This is a genomic window from Shinella sp. 1A1 (assembly GCF_055379515.1).
In genome coordinates this window covers 310589-324132 of sequence record NZ_AP039672.1, presented here as the reverse complement: position 1 = coordinate 324132, position 13544 = coordinate 310589, and the positions used below count along the sequence as shown (strand labels likewise).

At 64.8% G+C, this 13544-nt stretch carries 10 protein-coding genes; 1 reads left to right on the top strand and 9 read right to left on the bottom strand.

Features of this window, described 5'->3' with window-relative positions; genetic code table 11:
• Position 1 precedes the first annotated feature (1 nt).
• From ACZ48C_RS18315 to lsrF, 5 genes are all read right to left on the bottom strand, one after another.
• Positions 2–967 carry an ABC transporter permease gene (locus ACZ48C_RS18315; RefSeq protein WP_454633731.1) on the bottom strand — a complete coding sequence of 322 codons (966 nt, stop codon included), beginning with the start codon at positions 965–967 and terminating at the stop codon, positions 2–4.
• A 5-nt stretch (positions 968–972) separates the two neighbouring features.
• Positions 973–2511 (bottom strand): sugar ABC transporter ATP-binding protein, encoded by a 1539-nt coding sequence (locus ACZ48C_RS18310; protein WP_464783560.1) that lies wholly within the window; start codon positions 2509–2511, stop codon positions 973–975.
• 58 nt (positions 2512–2569) lie between these two features.
• Entirely contained in the window at positions 2570–3697 is a 1128-nt protein-coding gene (locus tag ACZ48C_RS18305; protein ID WP_464783559.1) for a sugar ABC transporter substrate-binding protein, read from the bottom strand.
• A 104-nt stretch (positions 3698–3801) separates the two neighbouring features.
• Positions 3802–5757 carry an SDR family oxidoreductase gene (locus ACZ48C_RS18300; RefSeq protein WP_464783558.1) on the bottom strand — a complete coding sequence of 652 codons (1956 nt, stop codon included), beginning with the start codon at positions 5755–5757 and terminating at the stop codon, positions 3802–3804.
• 61 nt (positions 5758–5818) lie between these two features.
• Entirely contained in the window at positions 5819–6706 is an 888-nt protein-coding gene (gene lsrF, locus ACZ48C_RS18295) for a 3-hydroxy-5-phosphonooxypentane-2,4-dione thiolase (RefSeq protein ID WP_119254921.1), read from the bottom strand.
• 370 nt (positions 6707–7076) lie between these two features.
• Between lsrF and ACZ48C_RS18290 the strand changes: the two genes are divergently transcribed.
• Positions 7077–7874 (top strand): DeoR/GlpR family DNA-binding transcription regulator, encoded by a 798-nt coding sequence (locus tag ACZ48C_RS18290; RefSeq protein ID WP_464783557.1) that lies wholly within the window; start codon positions 7077–7079, stop codon positions 7872–7874.
• 99 nt (positions 7875–7973) lie between these two features.
• Here ACZ48C_RS18290 and ACZ48C_RS18285 read toward each other — a convergent pair whose 3' ends face one another.
• The 4 genes from ACZ48C_RS18285 to ACZ48C_RS18270 all read right to left on the bottom strand — a co-directional run bounded on the left by ACZ48C_RS18285 (position 7974) and on the right by ACZ48C_RS18270 (position 13490).
• Positions 7974–10403, bottom strand: coding sequence for a glucose/quinate/shikimate family membrane-bound PQQ-dependent dehydrogenase (locus ACZ48C_RS18285; RefSeq protein ID WP_464783556.1), 2430 nt, complete (start codon positions 10401–10403; stop codon positions 7974–7976).
• Positions 10404–10701: 298 nt separating this feature from the next.
• A complete protein-coding gene (locus ACZ48C_RS18280; protein WP_454633719.1) occupies positions 10702–11772 on the bottom strand; it encodes an ABC transporter ATP-binding protein in 1071 nt (356 codons plus the stop codon).
• A gap of 30 nt (positions 11773–11802) precedes the next feature.
• On the bottom strand, positions 11803–12630 hold the full coding sequence (locus tag ACZ48C_RS18275) for a carbohydrate ABC transporter permease (RefSeq protein ID WP_119254918.1): 828 nt from the start codon (positions 12628–12630) through the stop codon (positions 11803–11805).
• A complete protein-coding gene (locus ACZ48C_RS18270; RefSeq protein WP_119254917.1) occupies positions 12627–13490 on the bottom strand; it encodes a carbohydrate ABC transporter permease in 864 nt (287 codons plus the stop codon). Before ACZ48C_RS18270 ends, ACZ48C_RS18275 begins: the two co-directional genes overlap by 4 nt.
• Positions 13491–13544: the final 54 nt, after the last annotated feature.

Here is a 13544-nt window from a genome sequence, read left to right as displayed (position 1 = left end):
TTCAGGACTCCAGCCGTGCGTGGCGCAGCCGCTCCTGCAGGCTGGCGAGATAGATCGCCACCAGAAGAACGCCGCCGAAGACGACCTGCCGGATCGAAGGCGGCACGCCATGGAGGTTCATGAGGTTCTCGATGATCGAGATCACCAGCACCGCCGCGAAGACGCCGCCGACATTGCCCTTGCCGCCGGTCAGGGCCGTGCCGCCGAGAATGGTGCCGGCGAAGACCATCATGATATCGCCCTGCCCCATGTCGGCCACGACGGATTCCAGGCGGCCGACCTCGAGAAGCCCGCCGAGCGACGCCAGGAAGCCGGCGATGACGAAGCAGACGATCTTGGTCCGCTCGATGTTCACGCCCGCCACGAAGGCGGCATGCTCGTTGTTGCCGAGCGCGAGGATATCCTTGCCGAGCCGATGACGGTCGATCATCAGCCACGCCAGGATGAAGATCGCGATCCACACCAGCACAGCCACCGGCAGGATGCCGAAGAGCTTGGCCGAGCCGAGATAGACATAGCCCTCGGGCAGATAATAGACGCCTTCCGGGATCAGGTAGACCACGATGCCGCGCATCAGCAGCATCGTTCCGAGGCTGACGAGGAAGGAGCTGACCCTCAGCTTGACGGAGAACAGGCCGTTCACCAGCCCCGCGATGGCGCCGAACAGCAGCGTGCAGAGCACGGCGACGATCGGATAGCTGTCGAGCCCCATCCCCTGGAAGAAGAACACGACGGCCAGCGCTGGCGCGAGGGCGAAGGTCGATTCCAGCGACAGGTCGACATTGGCGGTCAGCAGCACGAAGAACAGGCCGAGCACCATGCAGCCGAGCGGGGCTGCCGCCCACATCACGTTCAGGATGTTGCGCGCCGAAAGGAAGCCCGGCACCGCCAGGCCCGCAAGGCACAACAGCGCGAGCAGGGCCCAGATCAGGTGCTTTTCCAGAATGAGAAAAACAAATTTGTTCACCGAAGTCATACCCGCACCTCTACGCCCTGTATCGCCTTGTAGATCGTCTCGACATCGAAGCCCGGCATGCCGCGCTTCAATTCCCGGACCGCACGTCCCTGATAGAAGATCAGGATCCTGTCGCAGATCTCGGCCAGCTCTTCCTCGCTCTCCGAGATCATGATGACGCCCGCATCGCGCGACAGGTCCTCGCGGATCATCTTCAGAATGTCCGGCTTGGCCGATATGTCGACGCCGCGCGTCGGCTCGTTCAAAAGCACCAGCCGCGGCGCCGTCAGCGAGAGACGGCCAAGCAGGATCTTCTGCTTGTTGCCGCCCGACAGGCCGTCTATCGGCACGTCGAGGCCGGGCGTCTTGACCTTGAGGCGCGTCACGATGGACCGGGCGACGGCCTCGCATTCGCCGCGCCGCACGAAACCGAGCCGGTTCGTCAGCACCGGAAGGCCGGCGATGATCGCGTTTTCCAGCACGGAGCGGTTCTGGATCACCGCCTGCTCCTCGCGATGCTTGGGCAGGAAGGAGATACCCGCCGTCTGGGCCGCCTTGGGGCTTTTCAGATGCACCTCGACGCCGTCCATCTCGATGGAGCCGCCATGGTTCGGAACGAGCCCGTAAAGCGCCTCGATGGCCGCGTCCTTGCCGGAGCCTTCAAGGCCGGCAAAGCCCAGCACCTCGCCGCGATGAAGCGCAAGGTCGAGATGCGCGAGGGAGCGGCCGGCCTTCAGCCCCCGCACGGTGAGCACGGGAGGGGCGGTGAATTCGGGCTGATCGGTATAGTTGATCTCGGTTCGCGCGACGTCGCCGACAATCCAGTCGGCCAGTTCTCTGCCGGTCGTCGCCGCCGTCTCCAGCGTCGCAACGCGCTCGCCGTCGCGCATCACGGAAACGCGGTCGGTAAAGCCCATCACCTCGCTGACGTGGTGCGAGATCAGGGTGAAGGACAGGTCCGGCTGGTCGACGATCAATCGGCGCAGGAGGCCGAGCAGGCTTTCCTTGCGCTCGCTCGTCAGCGATGCGGTGATCTCGTCCAGAAGGATCGTGCGCGCCTTCTCGATGAAGACCGCGCGGCCGAATGCGAGAAGCTGCTGGGTCTCCAGCGGCAGGTCCCCCATGCGATCCTCGGGGCGGGCGCGAAGGCCGAGCTCGCGTATCACCTCCGCCGATTGCCGGCGCGTCACGGCGGGAGCAAGAAAATTCAGGCGGCCGCCCGGATGGCGCCCCATGAAGAGGTTGTCCGCCACGGAAAGGTCGGCGGCGAAAGCCGGCTCCTGGGTGACGAGCGCGATACCAAGCTTCTTGGCGCGCGCCGGGCCGGAATGCGTCGGCGTCAGCGCGCCGTGTTCGGTAACGATCTGTCCCTGGCTCGGTGCGAGCAATCCCGCCACCATGGAGACGAGCACCGACTTCCCCGCGCCGTTCTTGCCGATCAGACCGTGTATCTCGCCCTTGCGGACGCCCAGATCGACGGAATCGACGGCCAGAACGCCGGGAAACCGGCGGGTCACGCCTTGCACCGCGAAGCTCAGCGAAGGGTCCAGTATCATGTGAACTCCTGTTGCGGGAATGGCTGCGAGCGCCTGAACGCCCGCAGCCGAGGCCCGGTTACTTGCCGAAGTCGGGCATCTTGCCCGTCTGCTCGACGGTCATTTCGTTCGCCCAGTTGTGCGGGTCGTCGTAGTTCGCATCGCCCGGCACGCTATAGGCCTGCGTCTGGTACCAGGAACCCTCGATCGCGTCGGGCGTCAGCACCTTCACCGGCGCCCAGACGGGACCTTCCCCGTCGAGCAGCACCTTGCCTTCTTCCGGCAAGGCGTTGCCGGACATCAGCGTATGGAGCATCCGCATGGAGATGATGCCCTCGCCCGTCGCCGGCTGCACGGAGATATGGTCGATCTCCCCGCGGGCCATGGACTGGAACTCCGGCACCGTGCCGTCGATGGTCGCGACCGGGATGTGCTTGGGATCGTCGATCGGGAAGAGCAGGTCCTGCGCCTTGAAGGCCGGAACCGCGCCGCCGATGCCCATCGTGCCGTCGATGCTGGCGATGCCCAGGATCTTGTCCGCGCCTTCGCGCGAGATCACGTCATCGACCACCTTGCGCGCCTTGCCGCCGTCGCAGCCTGCTTCCTGCTCGACGATCTTGACGCCGGGATATTTGGCGGCGATCGGATCGAGCACCGACCGGTAGCCGGTGTGGCGCGCGATGTCGAAGGAAGCGGTGATGATGCAGCGCAGCTCGATGAAGACGCCGCCCTTTTCGGCCCAGCCCTCCCCGCGAAGCGTGTCGAGGCGCTTGACCAGCGCCTCGCCGCCGAGGCGGCCGGCCGTCTCGTTGTCGAAGGCGACGAAGGTCTGCTTGACGCCCGGGACCCAGGCATTGGTCGTGACGACCGGAATGTTGGCCTCCTGCAGCTGCTTGACGATGCTGCGCATGGCCTCACCGCGCCAGGGCGTCAGGAGCACGCCGTCCACGCCGCTGTCGAACTGCGCCTGAAGCGCCTTGAGCTGCTGGCCGGCATCGTTCGCGCCGAAGACATTGAACGTGATCGTGTCGCCGGTCGCGGTCTGGATGCGCTTTGCCTCCTGCTGCTGGCCGAGCGCGACGCCGTTGAAATAGATGTCGTTCGGTTCCCACCGGATGACGGCAACCTTGTAGTCCTTGGCGGACACGGCCCCTGCCATCAGGCACAGTGCCGATACCGCGGTCAGTCCCTTCAAAAAGCCTCGCATCCTATCCTCCTCTTGTGCTGGTGCTTGCTTTACAACCGGTTCTTCCTGCTGTCGCTCTTCGGAAGCTGGCCTTTTACGATCCAGCCGCCTGGTATTCCTCCGGTTCAGATGACCCGGTCATTGCCGCCATCCACCGGAATCTGTGCGCCCGTCGTCCGGGAAAAGGTGCTGTCCGCCAGCGCGACCACCGCGCGTGCCACGTCCTTCGACGTGACCTCGGTCCGCATGAGGTTACGCGCCTTGTATTGCTCGACCGTCAGGCCGTAGCGCCGCGCCGACGTCGCCAGCGCCTCGGGCGTCCACAGGTCGGTGTCGAAGACGCCGTCGGGATGGATCGCGTTGACCCGGATACCCTCCGGCGCCAGTTCGAGGGCGGCGACGCGCATCAATTGCGTCAGCCCCGCCTTCGAGACGGAATAGGCGGCCGCGCCAGCGCCGGGCGCCAGCACGTTGCGGGAGCCGATGAAGACCACGCTCGGATCGACGCCGTGGCGCAGGAACGGAACGGCCTGCTTCAGAAGCTTGCGATGCGAGGTCAGATTGACCGCGAGCGATGCGTCCCATGCCGCATCGTCCAGCACCTCGATATTCGCGCCGGCGCGGAAGATGCCGACATTGGAGACCAGGATGTCGAGGCCGCCATAGTCGTTCACGACCTGCCGTAGCGCCGCGCTGACCTTCGCTTCATCGGTCAGTTCGACGACGATGCCTTCATAGCCCGGGCGATCCATATGGTCCTTGACCGCAGGATTGATGTCGAGCCCCACGACCACCGCGCCGCGATCACGCAACGCCTCGGCCGCGGCGCGGCCGATGCCGGTGGCGCAGCCGCCGACAACGGCGACCCGGCCGGCCAGCGGCGGCGGCGCTCCCTGCGCGCGCAGCTTGGCCTGTTCCAGCTCCCAATATTCCAGCGCGCGCAGGTCGGCCTCGTCGAGCCCCTGCCAGCCGCCGAGACGAGCCGCCAGCCGAAGGGCACGCAGATTGGCCGCGGCCACGTCCGCCGAGACGCGCGCGCGCGCCAGCGTCGGTCCGAAGCTGCGCACCGCGCCGTCGGAAAGCAGGGCCCAATGGGGATGCGGCGGCAGCGGTATCAGGTCCTTGTCGCCGCCGCGCTCGACATAGGCGCGGTATTCGGCGGCGAAGTCTTTAAGCGCTTTTTCCGGCGCCTCGCCGATGACGGCGGGAAAGGGCTTGTTGTGAATGACATGTTCGGGCGTCAGCGTGCCGTGGCGCGAAAGCCGGGCGATCTCCGCGATCTCCGAAGCCGGCACGCCGGGCACGGGGCGCGAGATCATGGCGCGGCCGGCGATGCGGCTGACGGTTCCGCGAAGGCGGGCGATATCGACGGGATCGGTCGCGGCATCCGGGGTAGCCGGCAGGGGCGGAATGCGGGCGGAAAGCCAATCCTCGGCGCGGGCGCAGATCGCCACCATGCGGTCATAGCTTTCCCGGGCCGTATCGCCCCAGGTGAAGACGCCGTGATGCTCGAGGATGATCGCCTCGGCCTCTGCGAATTCCGGCGAAAGGAGCGCCGCGCGCATCTGGCGGGCGAGATCGAAGCCGGGCTTCACATAGGGCAGGATCATGACGCGCGGGCCGTAAATCTCGCGCAGCAGCGCTGTCCCGTTCGCGCTGTTGGAGACGGTCAGCACGCCGTCGGCATGGGAATGGTCGACATAGGCGGCGGGAAACAGCGCATGGACGATCGCCTCGATGGAGGCGGCCGCGGCCTGCGGATCGAGGCGGGCGCGCTTGACCTCGGCCACCATATCGCCGTCCGACAGGGTTTCGAGTTCGGCGAGAGCCAGCAATGCGGGAAGATCGAGCGCGGTGAAGCCCTCTATGCCCATCGTGCCCAGATCGAAACCGCTGGCCTTGACCCAGATCACCTGCCGCTCGTTTCCGAAACGGTCGGTGAGAGCCCCCTTGTAGGACGTGTTGCCGCCGCCATGCAGCACCATGGCCGGGTCGCGGCCGATGAGCCGCGACGAGTAGGCGCGCAGGTCGAGGCCGGTGATGGCCTTATCCGCTTCAGCCTCGTTCCAGAGGTTTTCCATGCGATGATCCTTGTTATGCAGCCGGGCCGCAAGACCCGGCCCCCCTCGCCGATGGCAGCCCTCAGGCCGCCGTCTTGCCGTGCAGGTCCTGGAAGAGCTCGTAGCCCTGCGCGCCGGTCCGGCCCTCGTGCACGACGGCGGCGAGCGCGGCGAGCATCGCCACCGGATCGGTCGACTGGAAGACGTTGCGCCCCATGTCGACGCCGGCCGCGCCCTGGTCGATGGCGCGATAGGCCATTTCCAGCGCTTCCCGCTCCGGCAGCTTCTTGCCGCCGGCAATGACGATCGGAACCGGGCAGCCGAGGGTGATGCGCTCGAAGCCTTCGTCGACATAGTAGGACTTGACGAACTGCGCGCCGATTTCCGCCGCGATGCGGGTGGCGAGGCCGAAGTAGCGGGCATCGCGGGCCATGGCCTTGCCGACGCCGGTGACGGCCATGGTGGGAATGCCGTACCGCGTGCCGGTATCGATCAGCTTCACCACATTGGCGATCGACTTGTGCTCGTATTCCGCGCCGATATAGACCTGCGCCGCCATGGCGGCCGCGCCGAGGCGGATGGCGTCGTCGATCTCCACGCTCACGAGCTCGTTGGAAAGCTCCGTCAGGATCGAGTTGCCGGCCGAGCAGCGCAGCACGACGGGCTTGAGCGATTCCGGCGGGATCGAGCTGCGCAGGCCGCCGCGGGTGCACATCAGCACATCGGCATGGGCGGCGAGCGGCGCGATGGTCAGGTCGAGCCTTTCGAGGCCGGTGGTCGGCCCCTGGAAGTAACCGTGGTCGAAGGCCAGCATCACGGTGCGGCCGGTATCGGGACGGAAGACCTGCGAAAGCCGCGCCTTCATGCCCCAGTCGTGATGCGCATTGCCCTTGAGGAAGAAGCGCGAGGTGTCCGCCGGACGATCCCGTCCCCAGTCCTTGCCGTCCTTGATGTCGTCCAGATCTGCCATGTCATCCTCTGTTCTGCCGCCCGTCCGGCGACGTTTTTACAGACGCGCGCCATCGCTGGCCCGGAGCCTGAAGCTCCCGCCGGAAACGCCGTCTTGCCTGTCGGTGACCTCCCACCGTCGAATGATCGATTCCTAGCAATCGATTTTATAAATATCAAGGATTATGTTATTTATATCGGAATTTATGTTGCATCGCCAAAAAATGCTAAACGCACGCATCCTCAAAAACCACGCTTCCGATCTGAGAAAACCCGCTAAAAGCGCTGATAATTCGTCATTTTTCCAGATCTCGCGTTTGCGCAAGAATTCGATGGACACGCCGCATGAATTCCCCAATAAAGGAAAAATGTTAAATTCAGAGCGGGACGACATGGACGATCATAACAATTCCGATCCCGAGGCCGCCTCTTCCAAGGCCGAGAGGAGACGCACGAAAATCATCCAGACGCTGATGAGCGGCTCGTCGACCCAGATCCGGGACCTCGCCGAGTCCCTCGGCGTCAGCCTGATGACCATCCACCGCGACCTTTCCGTGCTCGAAAAGGAAGGGCTCGTGCGGCGCCTGCGGGGCTCGGTCTCAGCGGAAAAGTCGCTTCTGTTCGAAAGCAGCTACAATTATCGCGGGCGCAAGAACGTGGAGGACAAGAAGCGGCTGGCGCGCGCGGCGGTCGCCCGGCTGGAGCCCGGCAATGCCGTGATGATCGACGACAGCACCACCACCTACTATCTCAGCGAATTCCTGCTGGATGTCGCCCCGCTGACCGTGGTGACCAATGCGGCGCCGATCCTGGAAAAGCTCCGCCACGCCCCCGAAATCGACCTGATCTCGACAGGCGGGCGCTATCATCCGGGCTATCACGGCTATTTCGGAGCCAATTGCGAAAAGGCGATCCGCTCCTACCACGTCGATGTGGCGATCCTGTCGACCACGACGATCCAGGGGCTTTCGCTCTATACGCCCGACGAGATCGTGGTGCGCGCGAAGCAGGCGATGATGCAGGTGGCACGCAAGCGCATCCTCCTCGCCGACGCCACGAAGTTCACCTTCAGCGCGCTGAACTATGTGGCTGAGATCACGGATTTCGACCTGGTGATCCTGACCGGCGACATACCGCCCGACAAACTCGATCTCATTCGCGCTTCGAAGGTGAATGTCGAGATCGTCTAGAAGCACGATCGGTTGCGGCTGATCCTCAACCTTCTGCATCCCCACGGCGAGGAAGCGATACCCCGGCCCTTTTCAAGGCCGGGGCGATCTCCAAGCCGATCAATCCGGCAGCGCGTAAGCGATCACGTAATCGCCGCGATCCGGCGACTGGCGGGCACCGCCGGCGGAGATGACGATATATTGCTTGCCGGTCTTCGGCGACTTGTAGCTCATCGGACCACCCTGGCTGCCGACGGGCAGGCGCGCCTTCCAGACCTCCTTGCCGGTGGCGCTGTCGAAGGCGCGCAGGTAGTAATCCTGCGTGCCCGCGATGAAGAACAGGCCGCCCTGCGTCGCCAGCGTGCCGCCCAGCGTCGGCATGCCGACCGGGATGGGCAGGCCCATCTTGATACCGAGCGGGCCGGTATCCTCCACCGTGCCGACCGGAACCTGCCACTTGATCTTCTGCGTCTTCATGTCGATCGCCGTCATCGAGCCGAAGGGCGGCTTCTGGCAGGGGATGCCAAGGACGGAAAGGAAGCGGTTCTTGTTGACGGCGTAGGGCGTGCCCTTCATCGGCACGACGCCCATGCCGGTATTGACCGCCTCGCCGCCGCTGCTGACGGCTTCGGTGGGTGCGGCCTCGACCATCTGGATCCAGAGACCAAGGCGCATGTCGTTGACGAAGATGGTGTTCGTCACAGGATCGGTGGAAATGCCGCCCCAGTTCATGCCGCCCAGCGAGCCCGGGAAGTTCAGCGCCAGATCCGTGCCGGGCACGGTATAGACGCCATCATAGCGCATGCCCTTGAAGCCGATGCGGCATAGAAGCTGGTCGAAGGGCGTCGCACCCCACATGTCGCTTTCGGTCAGCGTCTCGGCGCCGATCTGCGGCATGCCGACCGAGAGCTTCTGCGTCGGAGAATAGGGTTCGTTCGGGATCGAGCCGGCCTTCACCGGAACGTCATCCACCTGGGTCAAGGGCATGCCGGTGGCGCGGTCGAGCACGTAGATCTGCCCGGCCTTGGTGCCGAACACCAGCGCCGGGACCGTCGTGCCGTCCACCTTCGGGAAGTCGATGAAGGAGGGCTGCATCGGCACGTCGAAGTCCCAGAGGTCGTTATGGACCGTCTGGTAGACCCACTTCTCGCGCCCGGTCGTGGCGTCGAGCGCCAGCATGGAAGCACCGTATTTGTGGTCCAGCGCCGTGCGTGTCGCGCCGTAGAGATCGACCGAGGGGCTGCCGACCGGCATGAAGACGGTATTCGACGCCGGATCGTAGGACATCGAGGCCCAGACATTCGGCGTCGAGCGCGTATAGGTCTGGCCCGCGGGCGGCAGCGTGGTGATCTCGGGATTGCCCGGGTCGAACGCCCAGCGCAACTCGCCGGTCACGACATCGAAACCGCGCATGACGCCGCCGGGCATGTCGACCTGAACGTTGTCGGCGATACGGCCACCGACCACGACCGTCGTTCCGGCCAGCGTCGGCGCCGAGGTGAGAACGTAGCTCGGATCGGCAGCCTCGCCGAGCCCGACCTTCAGATCGACGCGGCCATTGTTGCCGAAGTCCGGGCAGAATGCGCCGGTGTCGGCGTCGAGCGCGATCAGCTCGGCCGTGATCGTGTTCATCAGGATGCGGCGCTGGCACAGCGCGCCTTCGGCGACGCTGACCGGCGTCACCGGCGTGGAGCCTGCCGCCGTCGGCTGGACGAGCGGCCTTGTGGCGTCGAAATAGGCAAGGCCGCGGCAACGCATCCAGACGGAGGACTGGGCATTGATCTCGTTCTTCCAGATTTCCTTGCCGGTATCGGCATCGATGGCGATGACGTTGTTATGCGGCGTGCACAGGAAAACGCGATCGCCCACCTGCAGCGGCGTCTGCTGGTCTTCCGCGCCGTTGCCGCCGGGGCTGATCGGCGTGTCGCCGGTGCGATAGGTCCAGGCGACCTGGAGCTTGCCGATATTGTCGCGCGTGATCTGGTCGAGGGCGACGAAGCGGCTGCCGCCGGATGTGTTGCCGTAGGCCTCCCAGTTCTTCTGCTCATTGGCCGGGTCGACCTTGACGAGCGCGTCGGGCGTGCCGGAGAACGCGACGCTCGGATGCGACACGAACATGCCTGCAAAACCTGCGGCGGACGCGCAGGCGAGCAGGATGGCGACGACGAAGGAAGGCACGGTGGCCGGGGAACGCCCCGAAGCCCGGCCCAGCAACGGGTAGGAGAGCGCCACGACCGTCGCGCCGACGCCGAAGGCAAGCAGCCGCGAATTCAGCGGCCAGAATTCGAGACCGACTTCCCACACCGCCCAGACGGCCGTGAGCAGGGTGACAAGGCCGAAAAGCAGCGCGCCCGCGGGCTTTCGCAAAACGACCAGCAGCCCGGAGAGAACGATGGCGATGCCGGCAATCAGGAAGTACCAGCTACCGCCGAGCATGGCGAGCTTCGCGCCGCCGATGGCGAAAAACAGGCCGCAAAGAATGAGAACGGCGCCGAGCACGAACAGCCATATTCTGGCAGCCGGCCCAAGTACGCCTCGGGATTGCATCATGATTTCCAACTCCTCTGGTCTCAATCGAAAGGACAGTCGGGCTGCGAAACCATGTCATGGGCTACCGGATGAAAACGCAGGGCAACCGCCTTCATTCGCTCGAAACGGGGCCGATGGCCGGCCTGAACGGCAGGCATGCCTCCCCATCGGTTGAAATGGACCACCGCACCCTCCCTGCACAACGGCCACAGAGACATTCTGCCTTTGCAGGTATATTTCCCGCCAGTACAAGTTGGCAAGGTTTGCCGCGGTCACCGCCGGCATACGATTGACCACCGCGGACGGCGCGCCGCTCGTCCTAGACCTCCACTCTGTCCCCGGTCGTGCGGTCGAAGACGTGCAACCTGTCCGCCACGAGATGCACGGCGACATTCTCCCCGACGCCATGGCCTGCGCTATCCGACGTGCGGGCAACGATGCGCCCTTCGGCGGTGGCGATGAACCAGAGCTTTTCATGGCCGAGGTTCTCCACGCCCTCGATGGTGCCGGCGATCGACGGCCCGTCCCCTGCCCCGAGGCGGACATGCTCGGGCCGGATGCCGACGGTGAGCGCGGTCGGAAGATGGCCCGCGCCCGGCAGGTTCAGGGCGCCGATGCGGATGCTGCCGCCTTCTGCCCGAGCCTCGAAGAAATTCATCGGCGGCGAGCCGATGAATTTGGCGACGAAGAGATTGGCGGGACGGTGATAGACTTCTTCCGGCGTGCCGAACTGCATGAGATTGGAGCGGCCGGCCTGCTTCAGGGGCGCCAGCACGGCGATCCGGTCGCCCATCGTCATCGCCTCGACCTGGTCGTGTGTGACGTAGATCATGGTCGAACCGAGCTCGCGGTGGAGCTTGCTCAGCTCATAGCGCATGGCGGCACGGAATTCGGCGTCGAGATTGGAGAGCGGCTCGTCGAACAGGAAGACGGCAGGCTTGCGCACGATGGCGCGGGCAAGCGCCACGCGCTGCCGCTGGCCGCCGGAGAGCGCGCCCGGCCGCTTGTGAAGGTGATCCTGCAGGCCGACCATGCGCGCGACGTCCGCAACGCTCGTGGCGATCTTCCCCTTCGCCTCGCCGCGCAGCCGCATGCCGAAGGAGATGTTGTCGGCCACCGACATGTGCGGGAAGAGCGCATAGTTCTGGAACACCATGGCGACATCGCGCCTGGCCGGATCGACATCGTTCACGACACGGCCGCCGATGGAGACATGGCCAGCGCGGCCCTCCTCGAGCCCGGCGATCAGGCGCAGCGTCGTCGACTTGCCGCAGCCGGACGGGCCGACGAAGACGACGAACTCGCCGGCCTTGATATCCAGATCGAGATTGCGGACGACATCGACGGAACCGTAGGAGATATCGACGCCCTGAAGGGAAACGGCGGACATGGCTTTTTTCCTTGATTGATCCGATGCGGCTTACTTGACCGCGCCGAGGCTGAGGCCCTGCACGATGCGCCGTTGCGCCAGAATGGCGAACAGGGCCATGGGCAGGATGATGATGATGGAGGCGGCCGACATCGCGCCCCAATCGATGGAGGCGTAGCCGCGGAAGCCGGCGACGGCGAGCGTCACGGTCTGCGCCTTCTCGAAGGTCAATGCGAGAGCGATGGTCAGCTCGTTCCACATCTTGATGGAATTGAGGATGACGGTTGCGGCAATGCCGGGGGCGGCGATCGGCACATAGATCGTCCAGACGATACGGAAGGTGCTCGCCCCTTCCAGCCGGGCCGCCTCGGCAAGGGCTTCGGGGATATCGGCGAAGAAGGCGCGCAGCAGCCAGATCGTGAAGGGCAGCGTGAAGACCTGATAGATCAGCGCAAGGCCTATCACCGTGTCGTAGAGCCCGATGGACTGGAAGAGCACGTACATCGGCACGATGAACAGGAACTCCGGCAGCATGTAGGAGATCAGCAGCCAGATCAGGATCGTGCGCCGCCCCGGCACATGTTTCCGGTTGAGGTAATAGGCGGCGGGAATGCCCGCGGCGAGCGCCAGCACATTGCCGATGGCGCAGACGATGAGGCTGTTGAAGAAGGCGCCGGAAAAGCCAGTCGAGGACCAGGCCTTGCCGAAATTCTCCCAGACCGGCGAGAAGAACCAGACCGGCGGCATGGCGAAGGCGTCGACCTGGGTCTTCAGCGCGATGGTCAGGATCCAGAAGATCGGGAACAGCGAGACGACGACGGCGAGGACAGCGACCGCATAGGGCCAGAACGCGCGGCGGGCGGAAGCGGAGGCGGTCATGCCTTTTCTCCATCGTCGGTGTCGATCACCAGGTAGATGATGCAAAGCGTCAAGATGATGAGCGAGAAGACGACGGCGATGGCCGCGGACTCGCCGAACTTGTAGGACTTGAAAGCCGTCTGGTAGGCGAGGGTCTGCACGCTTTCCGTGGCCCTCAGCGGCCCGCCCCCGGTGGTACCGAAAATGATGTCGAAGACTTTCAGCGTATCGATGGTGCGGAAGATGATGACGGTGATCAACACCGGCTTCAGCATCGGCAGCGTGACGTAGCGGAAGGTCTGGAAAGGCGTCGCGCCTTCCAGCCTCGCCGCCTCGAAAGGCTCGGCCGGCAGGCTCTTCAGCGCGGATGAGAGGATGATGAAGGTGAAGGCCGTCTGCCACCAGGTATCGATCATGATGATGGACGGCATGGCGGTCGGCACGGTTCCGAGCCAGGCAGGGCCGGATATGCCGACAAGCGACAGGAGATAGTTGACGATGCCGAGCGTCGGGTCGAGCATGACCTTCCAGATCAGTGACACGGCGATGCCCGAAACCATCAGCGGCAGGATCATCAGCGTGCGGATCAGGCCCGCGCCGATGCGGATGCGATTGATCGCAAGCGCCAGGCCGAGGCCGAGACATGTCTCGATGACGACGGCGAAGACCGCGAAATAGAAGGTGTTGAACAACGCCTTCGGAAAGCCGGTCCCCGACAGGATCCGCACGAAGTTGCGCATTCCGACGAACTTCGCCTCCGACCCCCAGTTCCACTGAAGGAGCGAGAGGTAGCCGGCATAGATGACGGGGTAGAGCGTTCCCGCGGCCAGCAGCACGAGGGCCGGCGCGATCAGCCAACGGATATGTTTGTCTCGGCGCATGGTCGATACGATCCTGCTTTGAAAAGCGTGGGGCCGGTTCGCCGGCCCCACGGG

Excerpts from the sequence above, each read along its gene's own strand:
- ACZ48C_RS18310 (WP_464783560.1), bottom strand. The coding sequence starts at position 2,511 with ATGATACTGGACCCTTCGCTGAGCTTCGCGGTGCAAGGCGTGACCCGC.
- ACZ48C_RS18305 (WP_464783559.1), bottom strand. The coding sequence starts at position 3,697 with ATGCGAGGCTTTTTGAAGGGACTGACCGCGGTATCGGCACTGTGCCTG.
- ACZ48C_RS18300 (WP_464783558.1), bottom strand. The coding sequence starts at position 5,757 with ATGGAAAACCTCTGGAACGAGGCTGAAGCGGATAAGGCCATCACCGGC.
- lsrF (WP_119254921.1), bottom strand. The coding sequence starts at position 6,706 with ATGGCAGATCTGGACGACATCAAGGACGGCAAGGACTGGGGACGGGAT.
- ACZ48C_RS18290 (WP_464783557.1), top strand. The coding sequence starts at position 7,077 with ATGGACGATCATAACAATTCCGATCCCGAGGCCGCCTCTTCCAAGGCC.
- ACZ48C_RS18285 (WP_464783556.1), bottom strand. The coding sequence starts at position 10,403 with ATGATGCAATCCCGAGGCGTACTTGGGCCGGCTGCCAGAATATGGCTG.
- ACZ48C_RS18280 (WP_454633719.1), bottom strand. The coding sequence starts at position 11,772 with ATGTCCGCCGTTTCCCTTCAGGGCGTCGATATCTCCTACGGTTCCGTC.
- ACZ48C_RS18275 (WP_119254918.1), bottom strand. The coding sequence starts at position 12,630 with ATGACCGCCTCCGCTTCCGCCCGCCGCGCGTTCTGGCCCTATGCGGTC.
- ACZ48C_RS18270 (WP_119254917.1), bottom strand. The coding sequence starts at position 13,490 with ATGCGCCGAGACAAACATATCCGTTGGCTGATCGCGCCGGCCCTCGTG.